Source organism: Gallibacterium genomosp. 1 (assembly GCF_001678575.1).
GTDB lineage: Bacteria > Pseudomonadota > Gammaproteobacteria > Enterobacterales > Pasteurellaceae > Gallibacterium.
Window position 1 is genome coordinate 1 of record NZ_JTJP01000004.1, and the last position, 19,263, is coordinate 19,263.

A 19,263-nucleotide genomic window follows, 5' to 3' on the forward strand; every position below is an offset into this window, starting at 1 on the left:
GATAAGGCAAAGAGAAAGGTTTTCACAAAGAAAAAAGCAGTGAGAATATTCCCTTCTCTCTGTTGTACATATTTCAATCGAAGTAACAAGATTTTTTCCTTTCGGCAAAGGGTTTTGTTCTCTCTGTAAAGAGAGAACAACAGGGAGTATACTCCCTTGAAATTGTTGAATATTTAGCCTAATTTTAAGAGGGGGGGGGGGGGAGATGATGAAAAATGGTTTAAAAAACCACCGCACTTTTAAGAGAAAATGCCTGTTTTATAAGCTGATAAGAAAACGAAAAAAACCGAGCGAGGTTTTGCCCCGTTCAGTTAAATTTGCTGAAAAAATGAGGGGTTATCTTTAACGAGAAAGAAACAACGCTGCTGCCCCACGCACGCCGCCGGAGTCGCCGTATTTGGCTTTTTTAATTGCTGGCACTTTGGCACTTCGCATTAAGTGGTTGGGGAGGGCTTTGGGTAAGGCTTGGTAGAGATAATCAAAGTTCGACAAACCACCGCCTAACACGATGAGATGGGGATCAAGGGCGGTGATGATGTTGCCGATAGAAATAGCGGCGAGTTCCACAAACATTGCCACAAAATCCACCGCACTTTGCTCTTGAGCGTAAAAGCGTTGAATGATGTCTTTCGCTGAGAGGGCTTCGCCTTTGAGATCACGATAGAGCATTTCAAAGCCTCGCCCTGAAAGATAGGTGTCTAAACAGGCGGAATTGCCACAGCCACATTGGTAAATCGGGGCGTTATCCCAGCCGAGCAATTTTAATGCGTGGTAGTTGAGTTGCATATGTAGACATAATTCGCTCCTAATTAAACTTAATTTCCAAATTTTATCTGTGCCATTCGAGCGGCAAGATAAAGTGATTCAGTCATACTCTTACTGTCCGCAATCCCTTTACCTGCAATCGGGAATGCCGTACCGTGATCGACAGAAGTACGAATAAACGGTAGACCGACAGTCACGTTTACACCGGTATCAAATCCCAACAATTTAATTGGAATATGACCTTGATCGTGATACATCACCACCACAATATCGAATTCATCTAAATTGGCAGCACGATGAAACACAGTGTCCGGTGGGATCGGGCCACTGACATTAATTCCTGACTGTTTTGCCGCCTCAACAGCCGGTACGATTTCTTTACTATCTTCATCACCGAACATTCCGTTTTCGCCTGAATGCGGATTTAATCCTGCCACAGCAACTCTTGGTTGTTTAAAGCCGAGCATTTTCGCGTTTTCATCTGCTAATTTAATGACTGTCAATACCCGTTCTTTTTTCACTAAATCACAGGCTTTACGAAGCTGAACGTGCGTTGTCACGTGAATAACACGAAGTTTTTCACTCACTAACATCATTGAATAATCTTTTGTGCCGCTTAATTGCGCCAAAATTTCAGTATGACCCGGAAACATTTTCCCACCGGCGTGTAACGCTTCCTTATTCAAAGGTGCTGTTACCACCGCTTGAATTTTATTTTCCATAGCATATTGAACCGCCTTTTCCACATATTCATATGCTGCCTTACCCGCTCGAGGATCTACTTGAGAATAAATCAAATCAGCAGGCACATTATCCAAATCGATCAAATCGATAGTTCCATATTTCGTATTTAAATTATCTAAATTTGCTACAACATTTATCTTTAACGGTGATTGCAATAAATCCAGTGCTCGTTGCATCATTTTCTTATCGCCAATTACAATAGGTTGAGCAATTTCATAAAGATGTTTATCCGACAGAGATTTAACAATAATTTCAGCCCCAATCCCTGCAGCATCCCCCATTGTTATTCCTAAAACTGGTTTCATTTAATACTCCTTATTGATTAAATTTAATCATATAAATATAAGAAAATCACATAAACTTCCTCATACTCCTAAATTTCGTTGGAATTATATGCAAAATAAGCTGTAAAAACTGTGAACAAGATCACAAAATGATTAAATTAAATCAAAAAGATTTTATTTAATCATTTTATATGGATTAGATATGATTAAGTGCCAAATGTTATATTAAGAACAGGTGGTTTTAATAAGTCTTTATGATTATTGGAAAAATCGCAGTCATTCACTAGAATAGTTCGATTGATATTCTCCTTATACCATTTGAAACTATGAAAAAAACAACTCTAAACTTACTACTTTCTGTATTTTTAATCGTCAATTTGAGCTTATTTGCTAAGGCACAATCAATCAATGTTCAACAAAATGATGAAGAAGAAATTTCATCACTTCCTGTCATTGATGCAGAATTAACAATTGCACCGAATGTGCCTGCACCAATTAAACGTGATTATCCGGCTCGTGTCATAGTGAAATTGGAAGCATTAGAAAAAATTATGGAAATTATGCCGCAAGTGCAATTTAAATATTGGACTTATAACGGTTCTACGCCGGCGCCGTTTATTCGCGTGCGTGAAGGTGATACAGTGGAAGTGCATTTATCCAATCCAATTAACTCAAAACTACCGCACAGCATTGATTTCCACTCTTCAGCGGCACCTGACGGAACGGCAATGGCGAGTAATACATTGCCGGGGCACACCAGCATTTATCGCTTCAAAGCACTCTCTCCCGGACTTTATCTTTACCATTGTGCCGCAATGCCTGGCGCACCGACACATATTGGTAAAGGAATGTTCGGGCTAATGCTGGTTGAGCCGAAAGCGGGATTGTCGCCGGTTGATAAAGAGTTTTACATTGTACAAAACGAATTTTATACCAGTGGTGAATTTAGTGAACCGGGATTACAGGTTTTCAGTTCACAAAAAGCCAGTTATGAATTACCGGATTATGTCGTTTTTAATGGTCATTTCGCCTCAATGATGGGAAATAAGGCCTTGCAAGCCAAAGTGGGTGAAAAATTGCGTTTTTACGTTGGTAATGCCGGTCCAAACAAAGTATCTTCTTTTCATTTGATTGGGAAAACGTTTGATACGGTCTATGTCGAGGCCGGTTCATTAAAAAATCATAATGTGCAGACTACGTTAATTCCAGCCGGTGGGGCGATGATAGCGGAAACGACTATTCCGGTGCCGGGACAATACACTTTCGTAGATCATTCCATTTTTCGTACTGAGAAAGGTGCGAAGGGAACATTAATGGTAACAGGTGATGAAAATCCGGCGATCTTTAGCGGCAAACTAAAGGATGAGCCGTATAACAAACGCAATCCGGATGCGGATGTTTCTACCGGCTTTCAGCACTAATCAAATTCAAGCATAAAAAACGGCAACTTTTATTGTTGCCGTTTTTTTGCTCTATTCATTTTCTTTCTAAAACTTAGTCGGCATTGTAATCATCAACCGCATCGTTTGCCAATACGCCCGATAAGGTATAAACACGTTTTGTGCGAGAAATGCGCGCACGATATTTTTCCCAAGTTTTTTCAAAAAAAGTTTCTGCCGGACGTTCGCCACGGCAAAAAGCCACAAATTGTTTTTCTTCTTCAGTAACCGGTTCACGATTACCATTTTCTAGCTCAAGAAAAGCTAAACCGTGATTTTCTAACGCTTGAGATTCACGAATAGTATAATCTCCGTGTCGAGCAAAACCACGCGGATAATTTTTATCATCAAAGAAACGACGAGTAACGCTAAAACTTTCAGACATAGTTAAAATTCCTTCATTTTAATCAAAAAGCGAAAAATCGCATTTAAGCAACTTTTCGCCGTAAGTCAATTATTTTTTCAAAAGATATTGGGTTAAATCGACATAACGCTGAATAAACTCTTCAATCGTCTGCACTTTTGAGAAACCGCTGTCATTGCCGGTTTCGATATGGTAATTCCCGTTGATATAGAAATCCGGCACGCCACGAACTTTAAATTTCTCTGCTGCCATTTCTTGTGCGGATACTAATGCATTAACAGCAAAACTATTAATTGCACCATCGAACTCTTTAGCATCAATACCGTTATCAATAAAGATTTGACGAATATCGTCCATTGAAGATAGGCTGTTTTTCTGAGCTGCTTCAAATAAAGGCGCACGCACTTTATCTTCAGCACCAATCGCCATTGCTAACGCCCAAGCTCGAGTTAGATTTTCTGATTGAGCACCTAAGAAATTAACGTGATATTGTTTAAATTCAACATTTTTCGGCAAAGATTGTTTAATTTTTTCCGGAATATGGAATTTCATTTCATAATCATAACAATGAGGACAATAAAAGGAGAAAAACTCAATCACACCACCATCAGGATGCGGTTTAAAGCCAAGCGAAGTGTAATCCTTTCCTTCAGTAAAATTTTCCGCCGCCACTGCCAGTGACACATTCACCGCAAAAAACAAGGTTACGATTGCCAATAACAATTTTTTCATCGTTGTTAAACTCCTATTTAATAATTCCTCGCGCTTTTAGTAACGCAGTTTTAAAATCTTCTTCATAATCTTTTTTTATTCCCGGAATCGGTTCATTTTTATCTTTATCCACCATTTTCAGATGATAAATAATCACCTCATCACTTAACTCACTTAATTCGCCATCAAAACCGGCTTCTTTAGCAATTTTTTGCAAAATTTGCATTAAATTCAAATCCGGATCTTTTGACCAATAAGGTTGCAATAGTTCTAAAACTTCATTTAAACGATGACATTTCATCGGATTTTCCTCACAGTTTTTAGTTGGTGTGCGATAATACCACTTAATTTTTTAATTGCCAAAAAGAGATTACAATGCAGGAACAGATTAGTGCAGTTATTTTGTGTGGTGGGCAAGCTCGGCGAATGAACGGTGTTGATAAAGGCTTACAGCGATTACAAGGAAAACCATTATATCAATGGGTTTATCAAGCAATTGCAACGCAAGTCGATGAAGTGATCATCAGTGCCAATCGTTCATTATCACAATATGCCGAAAGCGGATTGCCTGTGATTTCAGATCATATTGAAGGCTTTCTTGGGCCGTTAAGCGGAATGTTTAGCGGATTACAGACAGCTAAACACGATTGGGTGCTATTTGTGCCTTGTGATACGCCTTTTTTACCTGTAAATTTAGTAACTCGTTTGTTGAATAAACGCCGTGAGCACACGGAGGTTGTTTATGTTTCTGATGGTGAACGTGAACACCCTACCTGTTGTCTGTTAAAACGAACTTTAAGTGCCGATCTAAAGAGTTATTTGCAACAGGGAAATCGGCGTGTATTACAATTTTTTCAACAACATCATTATGAAACTGCTGATTTTTCAGCACAAAAATCCTGTTTTGCAAACATAAACTCACTCGAACAATTAGCTTTTTATCACCAAAGAGGGAATTTGAAATGAATCAATCTGTATTAACTGTGATCGGCAAAGACCGAATCGGTATCGTCTATAATGTCGCAAAATTACTTGCCGAACAACAAATCAACATTGTGAATATCAGCCAACAATTAATGGATGGTTATTTCACAATGATTTTATTGGTTGATACCACTGAATGTAAAAAAGATTATCAAACCTTAGCCGCTTATTGCAGTGAAGAGGGGCAAAAATTAGGATTAGATTTACGCCTACAAAACACTGAAATTTTTAACGCAATGTACCGCATTTAAAGGTGGCTATATGAGCAACAGTATTCAATCTTATGAAATTCTAGAAACATTGCGAATGGTATCGGATCAAAATTTTGATGTCCGCACTATTACTATTGGTATCGATTTACACGACTGTATCAGTGATAACATTGATGTATTAAATCAAAATATTTATGACAAAATTGTGCGTATTGGCGGCGATTTGGTGCAAACTGCACGCGAACTTTCAGCAAAATATGGTATTCCTATCGTAAACCAACGCATTTCCGTCACACCTATTGCACAGATTGCTGCAGCTACTAAAGCAAATTCTTATGTTTCGATTGCTCAAACCTTAGATCGTGCCGCTAAAGCTATCGGCGTATCTTTTATCGGTGGCTTTTCCGCATTGGTGCATAAAGGGATGAGTCCTTCTGATGAAGTATTAATCCGCTCTATTCCGCAAGCAATGAAAACCACTGATATTGTTTGTAGTTCAGTCAACATCGGTTCAACCAAAGCTGGCATTAATATGGATGCAGTTAAATTGGTTGGCGAAATGGTTAAACAGACCTCTGAAATCACGCCAGAAGGTTTCGGTTGTGCCAAAGTAGTGATTTTCTGTAATGCGGTGGAAGATAATCCTTTTATGGCAGGTGCTTTCCACGGTGCCGGTGAGGGTGATGCGGTGATTAATGTAGGAGTATCAGGTCCCGGTGTGGTAAAAGCTGCTCTAGAAAATAGCCAAGCAGTAACCTTAACTGAAGTAGCAGAAGTGGTGAAAAAAACAGCTTTCAAAATTACTCGAGTAGGGGAACTGATTGGGCAAGAAGCAAGTAAACGTTTAAGCATTCCGTTTGGCATTTTAGATCTATCACTGGCTCCAACTCCTGCTATCGGAGATAGCGTTGCTCGTATCTTAGAGCAAATGGGGCTAAGTGTTTGCGGAACACACGGTACAACTGCTGCGTTAGCGTTACTTAATGATGCAGTGAAAAAAGGTGGAATGATGGCGAGCAGTTCTGTCGGTGGTTTAAGCGGTGCTTTTATCCCTGTTTCCGAAGATGAAGGAATGATTGCTGCTGCTAAACAAGGCGCTTTAACATTGGATAAATTAGAAGCAATGACGGCTGTTTGCTCTGTCGGTTTGGATATGATCGCCGTTCCCGGCTCCACTTCCGCCAGTACCATTTCCGGCATTATTGCTGATGAAGCAGCAATCGGGATGATTAACAGTAAAACCACCGCTGTGCGTATTATTCCTGTTCCGGGCAAAGATGTCGGTGAGATGGTTGAGTTCGGTGGTTTACTTGGTTATGCACCAATTATGCCGGTTAAAGAGGGATCTTGCGAAATTTTCGTTAATCGCGGCGGACGTATTCCGGCACCGGTTCAATCATTGAAAAATTAATTAAACAAAAGAAAAGCAGACAAAAGGTTTACTCTTGTCTGCTTACAACTAATGGTGCTTAGTGTTTTACGCTATCGGCGGCACATAATTGCCGGCAACAATAGCATCCTTAATTCTAGCCGCTTCAGATAAAACCTGATCTAATAAAGATTTCACATCATCCAAAGTAGCAATCGGACTTAATGTCGTCATTTTTAAGGCTTGTTGTTCACCCACTTTTGTTACACCAATATTGGCTTCACCGCGTGCAAACAGCTCATCCGCCACATTCTGATTTAACAGATCAACATATTCTGCCGGATAACCTTGCGGATTCACACGGAATAGAATAGAGGCAAATTGCGGCTCAACTAACATTTCCAGATCATCGGTAGCATTAATATAATCACGAATTTCTCGCGCCAAATACACGCCGTGATCGATCATCGATGCATAAAGATCTTCCCCTAATGCTTCCATTGTGAACCACAATTTTAAGGCATCAAAACGGCGTGTTGTCTGCAACGATTTCGCCACTAAATTCGGTACGCCATACTCCTCATCATATTCAGAATTGAGGTAATCTGCTTTGTAATCAATGAAACGGAAGTTTCGTTCATCTTTCAATAAAAACGCACCGCAAGAGATTGTTTGGAAGAAATGTTTATGGAAATCCAACGTCACCGAATCGGCTTTCTCCAAACCATTTAACCAATGGCGGAAATCTTTTGATAACAATAATGCACCGCCCCACGCCGCATCAATATGCAACCACGCACCATATTGATCGCTGATAGCACGAATCGCTTCAATATCATCAATCGCACCGGCATCGGTTGTACCGGCAGTTGCCACCACACAAGCAACCAGTTTGCCTTGCGCTTGAAGTTCGGCTAGCGTTTTTTCCAATGCCGCACTATCCATTTGTGCATTTTCATTGGTCGGCACAGTCACCACTGACTGAAATCCCATTCCCATCATTGCCATATTTTTTTGCACCGAGAAATGCGCATTTTCCGAACAAACCACTTTCACTTTTTGCAGAGCATCCGGCGGCAGACCGTTTTGCTGCACTAACCACTCCGAGCCATCTTCATTTTGCCAATGTTTAGCAATGCAGGCATCTCGTGCCAACAATACGCCCATCAAATTGGATTGCGTTCCGCCGGAAGTAAATACCCCTGCAGTGCCTTCGCCATAACCGACTTTTTGCCGCAGCCAATTAATTAGCTGCTCTTCCATAATTGAACCGGCAGGGCTTTGATCCCAAGAGTCCATTGATTGATTGGTCGCATTAATCAACACTTCAGCAATTTGGCTGGACACCATTGTCGGACAGTGTAAATGTGCCAAAGAGTGCGGATGATGCACTTTTAAACTTGGATTGAGGAAAATGGTTACCAATCGTTGTAAGGTATTTTCTAAACCGGCGCCCTCTTTTGTCGGCGCAAATTCAATCGTTGAACGTAACCGGCGGATACTGCCACCGGTATACATTTTGTCATTCTGCAACCATTGACAAACAGCCTCGACCGCTTTATTCATTGCACGCTGATAATCTTGAATAGATTGCTCATCGCGGCAAAACAGTGCCTGTTTATGTTGAGATAACATTGACATTGTTTTTTATCCTCAATTAACCACGAACCGCTGCTAACGCTTCCGCTAATGATTCGGTAAAGCGTTTGATCATCTCTTCGCACTCTTGCTGGCTGATGATAATCGGGCAAAGCACACGCACCACATTACCGTTACGTCCGCCACGTTCCAACAACAAACGATTGTCAAAACAGGCTTTTTGGATAGCCACCGCTAAATCGGCATCGCCCGGGAATGCGCCGGTATGATCGGCTTTCTGGCGTTCATCAACAATTTCAATGCCCATCATTAAACCGCGTCCACGCACATCGCCGATACAAGGATACTGTTTTGCCAATGCTTGTAATTCAGCTTTTAGATAGTCACCGCGTTCTTGCGCATTTTTTGCTAAATTTTGTTCACGCATAATTTTTAAAGAAGCATAACCGGTCGCCATCGCTAATTGATTGCCACGGAAAGTGCCGGTATGACCTGCCGGTTTCCACGCATCAAATTCCTTACGAATAGCCAACACTGCTAACGGCAAACTGCCACCAACCGCTTTCGACATCACCACAATATCAGGTTCAATATTAGCGTGTTCAAAAGCAAACATTTTTCCTGAACGACAAAATCCAGCTTGCACCTCATCAACAATCATCAAAATACCGTGTTTTTGTGTCACTTCACGTACTTTTTGTAGAAATTCAATTGGTGCTGGCACTACACCACCTTCTCCTTGGATCGCTTCTAAAATAACAGCCGCTGGTTTAACAACCCCACTTTCAACATCTTCAATAAAGTTTTCAAAATAATGGGTAACAGCTTTTGCTCCTGCCTCTCCACCAATACCAAATGGGCAACGATATGAATGCGGATAAGGCATAAATTGCACACCAGCCATAAGATTTTGTACCGCATTTTTGGCACCTAAATTACCGGTTAAAGATAATGCGCCGTGAGTCATTCCGTGGAAGCCACCTGAAAATGCGATCACATTACCGCGTCCGGTATAGGTTTTGGCTAATTTAATCGCCGCTTCGTTTGCATCCGCACCTGATGGACCACAGAACTGTAAACAGTATTTATCTTTCGGAAAGAAAGAGAGTAATTCTTCGGTAAAAGCATCTTTCAACGGCGTAGTTAAATCTAAAGTATGTAATGGCAAACCACTTTCAATGGTATCTAAAATGGCTTGTTTAATTGCTGGATGATTATGACCAAGTGCCAATGTACCAGCACCAGCTAAGAAATCTAAATATTCATTCCCTTCCACATCAGTTACCCAACAACCAGATGCTTTCGCAATCGCTAAAGGTAATTTTCTTGGGTAACTACGCACATTGGATTCCATTTTATTTTGGCGATCCAAATAATAGGCATTAGTGGCGTTATCGATTGATTTTACAGGAGTGATAATTGTCATAATAAAACTAAACCTTCTAATAGAGGTGAAAAAAATAAGTCGGGTGCCTTGCGGGAAGCCTAAGCTTTCTGTTCCTGAAAAAACAGATGCCATGGGGCATTTTGACTCGCTACTTATTAAAAAAAGCGTTTCAGCTTTTTTATCTTTCTCCGGATCAATTCAAGGATGATTGATGGAGAGTAGATGAATTGCAAATAAATCACCATAGATTAATAATTCATTCACAATGAGGGCGGTATGGTACCGATTTTTATTAAAAAAGGAAGTGTTTTTTATACAAATAATCCAATTTTTTCTTTGCTTTCTACAAAAATTAGGGTGCTAACAAGCACCCTAATTAAATCATTAAAATTTATTGTTGATCACCGATTAAAACAGATTCCAATGCTATTTCGATCATATCATTAAACGTTAACTGACGCTCTTCAGCACTGGTTTGCTCTCCGGTACGGATATGATCAGAAACAGTACAAATTGCTAATGCTTTTGCACCATATTCCGCTGCCACTGCATAAATTCCAGCAGCCTCCATTTCGACACCTAAAATACCGTACTTTTCCATAACATCGAACATTTCAACATCCGGTGTATAGAATAAATCAGCTGAAAAAAGGTTGCCTACACGCACTTTTGCTTCTTTCTGTTTTGCCGCCTGAACAGCTGCTTGTGCCATATCAAAATCAGCAATTGCAGCAAAATCATTATCTTTAAAGCGGATACGGTTGACTTTAGAATCAGTACAAGCCCCCAAGCCGATAATCACATCACGCACTTTCACATCTTGGCGCACTGCACCGCACGAACCAACACGAATAATTTTTTTCACACCATATTCAGTAATCAATTCTTTTGCGTAAATAGAGCAGGAAGGAATTCCCATTCCATGTCCCATCACAGAAACTTTACGTCCTTTGTAAAAACCAGTGTAACCAAGCATATTACGTACATTGGTCACTTCAACCGCATTTTCTAAAAAGGTTTCCGCAATATATTTCGCACGAAGCGGATCACCCGGCATTAATACAACATCTGCAAACGCACCATCAACTGCATTAATATGTGGAGTTGCCATATCTAATTTCCTCTTGTTATTTATTTTCAAAATTAATCATTGCTGTACCATAATCCATTGCACTTAAACCAAAATAATTGGCAATGGTCTGTCCAATATCAGCAAAAGTTTCACGTTTACCAAAAGATTGTTTCGGTACATTTGCACCATACAAAAGAACCGGGATATGTTCACGTGTATGATCGGTTCCACTCCAAGTTGGATCACAACCGTGATCAGCAGTAATGATTAATAGATCATCCCCAGTAACCAATTTGAGCAATTCAGGCAAACGTTTATCGAAATATTCCAATGCTGATGCATATCCTGCCACATTACGGCGATGCCCAAAATCAGAGTCAAAATTCACAAAGTTAGTAAATACAATTGTTTTATCTCCGGCTGCCCGCACCTCTTCTAATGTGCGGTCAAATAACTCTTCCAAGCCGGTTGCCTTAATTTTACGAGTAATACCTGTATGAGCATAAATATCAGCAATTTTACCAATTGACACCACTTCGCCCTGTTTTTCATCAACTAATTTTTGTAATACCGTTGCTGAAGGCGGTTCAATAGAGTAATCGTGACGATTTCCGGTACGTTGGAAATTACCTGCTTTATCGCCAATAAACGGACGCGCAATAACACGACCGATATTGTACCCCTCCAACTCTTCACGCACTAAATGGCAAAGTTCATATAATTTTTCCAAACCGAAAGTCTCTTCGTGGCAAGCAATTTGGAATACAGAGTCAGCAGACGTATAAAAAATTGGTTTACCAGTACGCATATGTTCTTCACCCAATTGATCCAAAATAACAGTACCGGATGAATGGCAATTACCTAAATAGCCTGGAATGCCTGATTTTTCCACAATACGATCCAATAACTCCTGTGGAAATGAATTTTCGTGTTTTGGGAAATAACCCCAATCAAATAAAACTGGCACACCGGCAATTTCCCAGTGACCAGATGGCGTATCTTTACCTGATGAAATTTCTTTCGCATAAGCATAACCGCCAATAATCTCCGCATTTTCATCCAAACCGGCTGGAAATACGCCACACGACTCTTTCGCTGCCAATCCTAGCCCTAATTTAGTCAAATTAGGCACTTTCAATACGCCTTCACGCCCTTCATTAGCCAATCCATCAGCACAACGTTGTGCAATATGACCCAAAGTATTAGAACCAGCATCACCAAATTTATCAGCATCTTCCGCCGCCCCAATACCGAAAGAATCCAACATCATAATAAATACACGTTTCATAATATCCCTCTTTCATTTGATTATGATGATTAATAACCGGCACTCGCCGCTATTTCCTTCTCACCTAAAGTTGATAATAAATCATTTAATAAACCTGAAGCACCAAAACGGAAATGACGAGGTATAAGCCACTGTTCACCGAACAAATCCGCTGCAAGTTGTAAATATTGCTGAGCCTCTTCAGCAGTGCGAACACCTCCTGCTGCTTTAAAACCGACACGATCTTGAACACCTAAATCACGAATAGTTTCCAACATAACTTTTGCCGCATCCAAAGTTGCATTAACCGTCACTTTTCCAGTTGAAGTCTTGATAAAATCAGCACCAGCACGAATGGCAATTTCAGAAGCTTTACGAATCAACTCCGCCGTTTTTAATTCTCCGCTTTCGATAATCACTTTGAGTACTTTATTCCCACATACCTGTTTACAGGCTCTTACCAATTCTGCTCCAATTTTCTCATCGCCTGCCATTAAAGCACGATATGGAAATACTACATCCACTTCATCAGCTCCGGCTTTAATTGCCATTTCCGTCTCGGCTTTCGCCAATTCAATATCTGCTGCGCCTTGTGGAAAGTTCGTTACCGTTGCCACTTTCACTTGCGGATAACCTAGTTGTTGTAATCTTGTTTTTGCAGTTTGAATAAATGGTGGATAAATACAAACCGCAGCAGTCTGCCCGATGCTATTTTGTTCTTTATCACAAAGTGAGATCACAATTTCATCTGTATCATCCGTGTTTAATGTTGTTAAATCCATTAAGGATAGGGCTAATTCAGCCGCTTGAGTACGAGTAAGCATTGTCATAATTCTTCCTTTTTTAGAAAAGCAAACGTTTTCTATCCCCTAATAACAGAACACCACGACAAATTGCCGTGGTGTTTTACTGTGCATTATTCTAGCACAATTACTATCCCATTAATACAGGTCCAACCAAACCGATAAATAACCCTGCAATTGCCGCACTCATTAAGTTGGAGAGGGAACCGGCAATAACCGCTTTAATTCCAAGTCGAGCAATATCCTTACGGCGATTCGGTGCCATTGTACCCAAACCACCGATTAAAATCGCAATTGAGCTGAAGTTAGCGAAACCGCAAAGTGCAAAAGTAATAATCGCTTTCGTTTTTTCCGCCAAGACTATCGAAGAGTCAGGAGAAAGATATTTAACGAAATCAACGTAAGCAACGAATTCATTCAATACCAATTTTTCACCAATCATTGCACCGGCAATTTCAGCTTCATTCCAAGGTACGCCGATCACCCAAGCTAACGGACGGAACACCCAACCAAGAATAGTTTGTAGATTAAGCTCACCATAACCGAACCAACCGCCAACGCCGCCGATAATACCGTTCAATAATGCGATTAACGCAATGAAAGCAAGTAACATCGCACCAACGTTCATCGCCAACTGCATACCTGAAGAAGCACCCATTGCCGCCGCATCAAGCACATTGGATGGTTTTTCATCCACATCGTTTGCTTTCAATTCATCATTGGTTTTTTCAGTTTGTGGGAATAGGATTTTTGCGAATAATAATCCGCCCGGTGCCGCCATAAATGATGCTGCGATCAAATACGGGAGCGGCACGCCCATTTGTGCATAACCGATCATTACTGAACCGGCAACAGAAGCCAATCCACCACACATAATTGCAAACAATTCAGATTGTGTCATTGTGGCAATATACGGACGCACGATTAATGGCGCTTCGGTTTGTCCTACGAAAATATTGGCTGCGGCAGACATAGACTCAGTTTTAGACGTACCAAGAATTTTTTGGAGGAAACCACCGATTAAACGGATAACCCATTGCATAATGCCTAAATAGTAAAGCACAGAAATTAAAGAGGCGAAGAAAACGATTGCCGGCAAGACCCGGAAAGCAAAAATAAAGCCGCCACCGCCAAACAACTCAAACATTTTATCGCTGACCAAACCACCGAAAAGGAAACTAATTCCTTCATTACCGTATGCAATAACTTTGTTCACAGCTTCTGCCGCACCGAGCAATGCTTGACGCCCTAACTCCGAATAAAGCACCAATGCGCCGATACCGATTTGAATTAAGAATGCGCCACCGACCGTTCTAAGACTGATCGCTCTGCGATTATTTGATAATAGAAAGGCAATTGCCAATAACACAACAATGCCGATAATACTCATAAGTGAGTCCATAACTACCCCTAATTGGAAAATGGCTATTAATTGATAGAAGAAACCCTCAAGTTATCCCATAGCATCAAATATTCTCTACCTTAGGATAAACGCTGATAACTATACCTTTTTTCTGAAAAATTTGCTGAAAAAATTGTAAAAATGAGAACAGAATCGATTACTTAAAGCACATTTTTATCATTTAGCCTCATTTTTTATAACAAAAAAATTTTTCTTGTTCGCTTTATCTACTGAAAAATACATTCGTTTCACTATTTACTTTTTACAATGTACTACTATAATAGTGCAAAATTTTTATCGGAGAACAGATTATGAACCAAAAAATTCCTTCCTTACTTGGTGGTGCAATGATTATCGCCGGAACGGCAATCGGTGCCGGAATGTTTGCTAACCCGACCGCGACCGCCGGCTTATGGTTTGTCGGCTCAATTCTTGCGTTAATCTATACTTGGTTCTGTATGACCACCTCCGGATTAATGATTTTAGAAGCCAACTTGCATTATCCGACAGGTGCGAGTTTTAGTACTATCGTAAAAGATTTACTTGGCAATAGTATGAATATTATCAATAGTTTATCGCTTGTGTTCGTGCTATATATTTTAACTTACGCCTATATCACTTCAGGTGGCGGCATTACAGAAAATCTGCTTAATCAACTGCTTACCACCGACAGCAATGCAGTCGAATTGGGAAGAAGTTACGGCTCACTGATTTTCTGCTTAATTCTTGCCGCATTTGTTTGGTTATCCACTAAAGCGGTAGACCGTTTTACCACTGTGTTAATTTTTGGTATGGTCGTTGCTTTTTTCCTTTCCACCACCGGCTTATTAACTTCAGTAAAAACTGAAGTTTTATTCAATACCATTGCCCAAGGTAAGCAAAGTTATCTCCCTTATCTACTTGCAGCGCTGCCGGTCTGCTTGGTCTCTTTCGGCTTTCACGGCAACGTACCGAGTTTAGTCAAATATTATGATCGCGATGGTCAACGCGTACAGAAAGCGATCATTTTAGGCACATTAATCGCATTGTTGATTTATGTTTTATGGCAGTTGGCAATTCAAGGCAATTTGCCTCGTCAGGAATTTGCACCAGTTATCGAAAAAGATGGTGATATTGCCGCATTGCTCGGCGCTTTAAATAAATATATTCAAACAGAATATATGGCGGTTATTCTAAACTTCTTTGCCTATATGGCGATTGCCAGTTCATTCCTCGGTGTGACTTTAGGGCTGTTTGATTACATCGCCGATCTGTTTAAATTTGATGACAGCATTAGCGGCAGAACAAAAACAACCTTAATTACTTTCTTACCGCCGTTATTACTCAGTTTGCAATTTCCGTTCGGTTTCGTGATTGCAATCGGCTATGCCGGTTTAGCGGCAACCATTTGGGCAGCCATTGTACCGGCATTATTGGCGCGTGCCTGCCGCAAAAAATTCCCGGATCAAAACTATACCGTATTCGGTGGCAATTTTATGATTTACTTCATCATTCTGTTCGGTGTGTTAAATATCATCGCACAACTAGCCGCTCGTTTCGGTTATTTGCCTGTATTTAAAGGTTAATGATGCGGACCAGTATTTATGATCAAGCGGATTTTTTCGAGTTATATCAAAAACTGCGGAAAAATCCGATTAGCTTGAATGAAATTGTCGAAAAACCGACTATGTTTGCAATGGTTGGGGATGTGAGCAATAAAACTATCCTTGATCTCGGTTGCGGAACTGGTTCGCATTTATTGCACTATTTACAGCAAGGTGCTAAACAGGTCATCGGCATCGATTTATCGACCAAAATGCTGGAACAAGCGGCTAAAAATCTTAAAAGTGCCGGATTTAACACCGATCAATTTAAGTTGTTCGCCGGCGCAATGCAGGATTTATCACAATACACCGATCAACAATTTGATATTGTTACCAGTTCTTTCGCTTTTCACTATATCGAAGATTTTCCTGCGCTATTGCGACAAATTTACGCAAGATTGCGACCGAACGGATACCTTGTCTTCTCTCAAGAACACCCGATTGTCACTTGCTATCAAGGCGGAGATCGTTGGTTAAAAGATGAAAATAAGCAGCAAATTGCCTATCGCCTCAACTTTTATCGTGATGAAGGAGAACGACAACGAAATTGGTTTAAACAACCATTTAAAACCTATCATCGTACTATATCAACTATTGTTAATGATCTGATCAATAACGGTTTTCAAATAGAACAATTGCAAGAACCTATGCTTACCGATCAAAAGCAATGGCATCAGGAGTTTAAAGATCTACAACATCGTCCAGTACTCTTATTTGTGAAAGCAATAAAACAATAAAGGTTACAAAGAGTTTAAAATTTATCCTTTTTTTTAGAGAAAAAACTTGCATAATCAAAAAAAATCGCATAGTTTAAATAAAATTTTTCAATTAGGATTAAGCAAATGTTATTTATTCGTTACTCTCATCATCACCATCACGTTACTGAATAATCTTTCAGGCGTTTGGTATTGCTTGGAAGATTCAACTTCCGAGAGTACAAATTTCAGCTACACCCTTCGGAAGTCATTTCGAAGGGTTTTTTAATATTTAACAAGTAAAAAAAGGAAGTTACACAATGTCAGATAAATCTCGTTTACGCATTGCAATGCAGAAATCAGGTCGTTTAAGTAAAGAATCACAAGAATTACTCAAACAATGCGGGGTAAAAATTAATTTAAATGAACAGCGTTTAATTGCTTACGCAGAGAATTTACCAATAGATATTTTGCGTGTTCGTGACGACGATATTCCCGGATTAGTTTTCGATGGAGTGGTAGATCTTGGTATTATCGGTGAGAATGTGCTGGAGGAAGAAGAACTTCGACGGCTATCCAGCGGTGAAGAAGCCAATTATAAAATGTTGACTCGTCTTGATTTCGGTGGCTGCCGTTTATCATTAGCCGTGCCTCAAGATGCCGAATATGATGGACCAGAATCACTCAATAATATGCGTATCGCAACGTCTTATCCGCAATTATTAAAACGCTTTATGAATGAACGTGGCTTAAAATTCAAAAGCTGTTTATTAAACGGCTCGGTTGAGGTAGCGCCTCGTGCCGGATTAGCCGATGCCATTTGCGATTTAGTTTCTACCGGTGCGACTCTTGAAGCAAATGGATTACGTGAAGTCGATGTTATTTATCGTTCAAAATCCTGCTTAATTCAACAAACCGGAACTTTAGAACCGACAAAACAACAATTAATTGATAAATTATTAACACGTATTCAAGGCGTAATGCAGGCTAGAGAATCTAAATACATTATGTTGCACGCACCTAAGAGCAAATTAAAAGAAGTTGTCGCTTTATTACCGGGGGTTGAAGATCCAACTATTTTGCCACTGGCAAACGAAGATGATCGTGTAGCACTCCATATGGTAAGCCAAGAAAACCTATTTTGGGAAACAATGGAACAATTAAAAGCAATCGGTGCAAGTTCTATTCTAGTATTACCAATAGAAAAAATGATGAATTAAGGAATCGTTATGAAGACTCTTATTTGGAATAATTTAGATCAACAACAACGCCGCCAAGCAATGCAACGTCCAGCTATCGGTAGTTCAAAAACGATTCAAGCGGCAGTGGATGAAATCCGTGAATTAGTTCTTTCTCAAGGCGATGCGGCGCTGTTTCAACTCAATGAGCGTTTCGATAAGGTTAAATTGCCCCAGCTAAAAGTAACCAAACAACAGATTACTGAAGCTGAAGCTCGTATTGATCCACAATTAAAACAAGCTATTCAGACTGCACAACGTAATATTGCAACTTTTCATCAAGCACAAAAACCACAACCTGTTGATTTAGAAACTCAATCAGGCGTTCGTTGCCAAGTGTTAACTCGCCCAATCAACAAAGTTGGACTTTATATTCCGGGTGGTTCTGCGCCGCTGTTTTCAACAGTATTAATGCTAGCAACACCGGCTAAAATCGCTGGTTGTCAACAGATTATTCTTTGTTCCCCACCTCCTATTGCAGATGAAATTCTATATGCAGCTTCTTTATGTGGAGTAGAAACCATTTATCAGGTAGGCGGCGCTCAAGCGATAATGGCGATGGCATTCGGTACAGAATCTATCCCGAAAGTAGATAAAATTTTCGGACCGGGAAATGCTTTTGTTACTGAAGCAAAACGTCAAGTTAGCCAAGATCCTAACGGTGCTGCTATTGATATGCAGGCTGGGCCTTCAGAAGTATTGGTTATCGCTGATGAATTTGCTAATCCGGAATTTGTGGCGGCAGATCTGTTATCACAGGCAGAACACGGTGCTGACTCTCAAGTTATTTTGGTTACCACCAGTGAAACATTGGCACAGCAGACAGAATTGGCAATCCAACGCCAGCTCGCACAGCTGCCGCGTGCGGAAACGGCTGAAAAAGCGTTATCACACAGTCGTATTATTTTGGCGCAGGATTTAGCGCAATGTGTTGGAATCAGTAATGATTATGCGCCAGAACACTTAATTGTGCAGGTGAAAGAGGCAAGAGCCTTATTACCGCAGTTGGATAACGCCGGTTCAATTTTCTTAGGTGCGTATTCACCGGAAAGTATGGGTGATTATGCCTCCGGTACCAACCACGTTTTACCAACCTATGGTTATAGTAAAACCAGCTCCAGTCTTGGTTTAGCGGACTTTAGTAAACGAATGACCGTTCAGGAATTAACGCCGCAAGGCTTCTTAGATCTTGCGCAAACCGTTGAATTAATGGCAGAAGCTGAACAGTTACAAGCGCATAAAAATGCCGTTACCCTGAGATGCAACAGCTTAAAATAAGCAGGTAACAAAGCAAACAAAAAGCGGGTAAATCAAATTACCCGCTTTTGCTTTTTCTTTTGCTTCT

At 40.4% G+C, this 19,263-nt stretch carries 18 protein-coding genes, 1 pseudogene and 1 other annotated feature; of the genes and pseudogenes, 8 read left to right on the forward strand and 11 right to left on the reverse strand.

Features of this window, described 5'->3' with window-relative positions; all coding sequences use genetic code 11:
• Positions 1–342 precede the first annotated feature (342 nt).
• Positions 343–789: pseudogene (locus tag QV04_RS00675) on the reverse strand (ROK family protein); the annotation flags it as partial.
• 26 nt (positions 790–815) lie between these two features.
• Positions 816–1,814: a 4-hydroxythreonine-4-phosphate dehydrogenase PdxA gene (gene pdxA, locus QV04_RS00680; protein ID WP_065230678.1), complete on the reverse strand. Its 999-nt coding sequence runs from the start codon at positions 1,812–1,814 to the stop codon at positions 816–818.
• 305 nt (positions 1,815–2,119) lie between these two features.
• Between pdxA and nirK the strand changes: the two genes are divergently transcribed.
• Positions 2,120–3,214, forward strand: coding sequence for a copper-containing nitrite reductase (nirK, locus tag QV04_RS00685; RefSeq protein ID WP_065230677.1), 1,095 nt, complete (start codon positions 2,120–2,122; stop codon positions 3,212–3,214).
• Positions 3,215–3,287: 73 nt separating this feature from the next.
• On the opposite strand, the gene QV04_RS00690 is transcribed toward nirK, so the two are convergent.
• The 3 genes from QV04_RS00690 to QV04_RS00700 form a co-directional block, all read right to left on the reverse strand.
• Entirely contained in the window at positions 3,288–3,617 is a 330-nt protein-coding gene (locus QV04_RS00690; protein ID WP_039172960.1) for a DUF413 domain-containing protein, read from the reverse strand.
• A 69-nt stretch (positions 3,618–3,686) separates the two neighbouring features.
• Complete coding sequence (gene dsbA / locus QV04_RS00695; RefSeq protein ID WP_039172964.1) at positions 3,687–4,328, reverse strand: thiol:disulfide interchange protein DsbA; 642 nt, start codon at positions 4,326–4,328, stop codon at positions 3,687–3,689.
• 13 nt (positions 4,329–4,341) lie between these two features.
• Positions 4,342–4,608 (reverse strand): YihD family protein, encoded by a 267-nt coding sequence (locus QV04_RS00700; RefSeq protein WP_039134255.1) that lies wholly within the window; start codon positions 4,606–4,608, stop codon positions 4,342–4,344.
• Positions 4,609–4,682: 74 nt separating this feature from the next.
• Between QV04_RS00700 and mobA the strand changes: the two genes are divergently transcribed.
• Genes mobA through QV04_RS00715 form a run of 3 tightly spaced genes read left to right on the forward strand, consistent with a single transcriptional unit; the run spans position 4,683 to position 6,914 of the window.
• Positions 4,683–5,273: a molybdenum cofactor guanylyltransferase MobA gene (mobA, locus tag QV04_RS00705; protein WP_065233097.1), complete on the forward strand. Its 591-nt coding sequence runs from the start codon at positions 4,683–4,685 to the stop codon at positions 5,271–5,273.
• Complete coding sequence (locus QV04_RS00710) at positions 5,270–5,542, forward strand: ACT domain-containing protein (protein ID WP_065233098.1); 273 nt, start codon at positions 5,270–5,272, stop codon at positions 5,540–5,542. The genes mobA and QV04_RS00710 overlap by 4 nt, the downstream gene beginning before the upstream one ends.
• 10 nt (positions 5,543–5,552) lie before the next feature.
• Positions 5,553–6,914: a PFL family protein gene (locus QV04_RS00715; RefSeq protein WP_065233099.1), complete on the forward strand. Its 1,362-nt coding sequence runs from the start codon at positions 5,553–5,555 to the stop codon at positions 6,912–6,914.
• A gap of 66 nt (positions 6,915–6,980) precedes the next feature.
• Here the strand turns inward: QV04_RS00715 and QV04_RS00720 are convergent, their stop codons facing one another.
• From QV04_RS00720 to QV04_RS00745, 6 genes are all read right to left on the reverse strand, one after another.
• Positions 6,981–8,513 (reverse strand): pyridoxal phosphate-dependent decarboxylase family protein, encoded by a 1,533-nt coding sequence (locus QV04_RS00720; RefSeq protein WP_065230673.1) that lies wholly within the window; start codon positions 8,511–8,513, stop codon positions 6,981–6,983.
• 16 nt (positions 8,514–8,529) lie between these two features.
• Positions 8,530–9,897 (reverse strand): diaminobutyrate--2-oxoglutarate transaminase, encoded by a 1,368-nt coding sequence (locus tag QV04_RS00725; RefSeq protein WP_065230672.1) that lies wholly within the window; start codon positions 9,895–9,897, stop codon positions 8,530–8,532.
• A gap of 352 nt (positions 9,898–10,249) precedes the next feature.
• A complete protein-coding gene (deoD, locus tag QV04_RS00730) occupies positions 10,250–10,969 on the reverse strand; it encodes a purine-nucleoside phosphorylase (protein WP_065230671.1) in 720 nt (239 codons plus the stop codon).
• 16 nt (positions 10,970–10,985) lie between these two features.
• Entirely contained in the window at positions 10,986–12,218 is a 1,233-nt protein-coding gene (locus QV04_RS00735; RefSeq protein ID WP_065233100.1) for a phosphopentomutase, read from the reverse strand.
• Between the two features lie 29 nt (positions 12,219–12,247).
• The gene (deoC, locus tag QV04_RS00740) at positions 12,248–13,027 is read right to left on the reverse strand and encodes a deoxyribose-phosphate aldolase (RefSeq protein ID WP_082985549.1); all 780 of its coding nucleotides are present in this window, start codon (positions 13,025–13,027) and stop codon (positions 12,248–12,250) included.
• A 103-nt stretch (positions 13,028–13,130) separates the two neighbouring features.
• Complete coding sequence (locus QV04_RS00745) at positions 13,131–14,402, reverse strand: NupC/NupG family nucleoside CNT transporter (RefSeq protein ID WP_018345547.1); 1,272 nt, start codon at positions 14,400–14,402, stop codon at positions 13,131–13,133.
• 311 nt (positions 14,403–14,713) lie between these two features.
• Between QV04_RS00745 and mtr the strand changes: the two genes are divergently transcribed.
• The 4 genes from mtr (at position 14,714) to hisD (ending at position 19,196) form a co-directional block, all read left to right on the forward strand.
• The gene (mtr, locus tag QV04_RS00750; protein ID WP_065230668.1) at positions 14,714–15,967 is read left to right on the forward strand and encodes a tryptophan permease; all 1,254 of its coding nucleotides are present in this window, start codon (positions 14,714–14,716) and stop codon (positions 15,965–15,967) included.
• Complete coding sequence (locus QV04_RS00755) at positions 15,967–16,722, forward strand: class I SAM-dependent methyltransferase (RefSeq protein ID WP_065230667.1); 756 nt, start codon at positions 15,967–15,969, stop codon at positions 16,720–16,722. The genes mtr and QV04_RS00755 overlap by 1 nt, the downstream gene beginning before the upstream one ends.
• A 128-nt stretch (positions 16,723–16,850) precedes the next feature.
• Positions 16,851–16,970 (forward strand) — a sequence feature (His leader region).
• Between the two features lie 30 nt (positions 16,971–17,000).
• A complete protein-coding gene (gene hisG, locus QV04_RS00760; protein ID WP_039172982.1) occupies positions 17,001–17,900 on the forward strand; it encodes an ATP phosphoribosyltransferase in 900 nt (299 codons plus the stop codon).
• Between the two features lie 9 nt (positions 17,901–17,909).
• A complete protein-coding gene (hisD, locus tag QV04_RS00765) occupies positions 17,910–19,196 on the forward strand; it encodes a histidinol dehydrogenase (RefSeq protein ID WP_065230666.1) in 1,287 nt (428 codons plus the stop codon).
• Positions 19,197–19,263 lie beyond the last annotated feature (67 nt).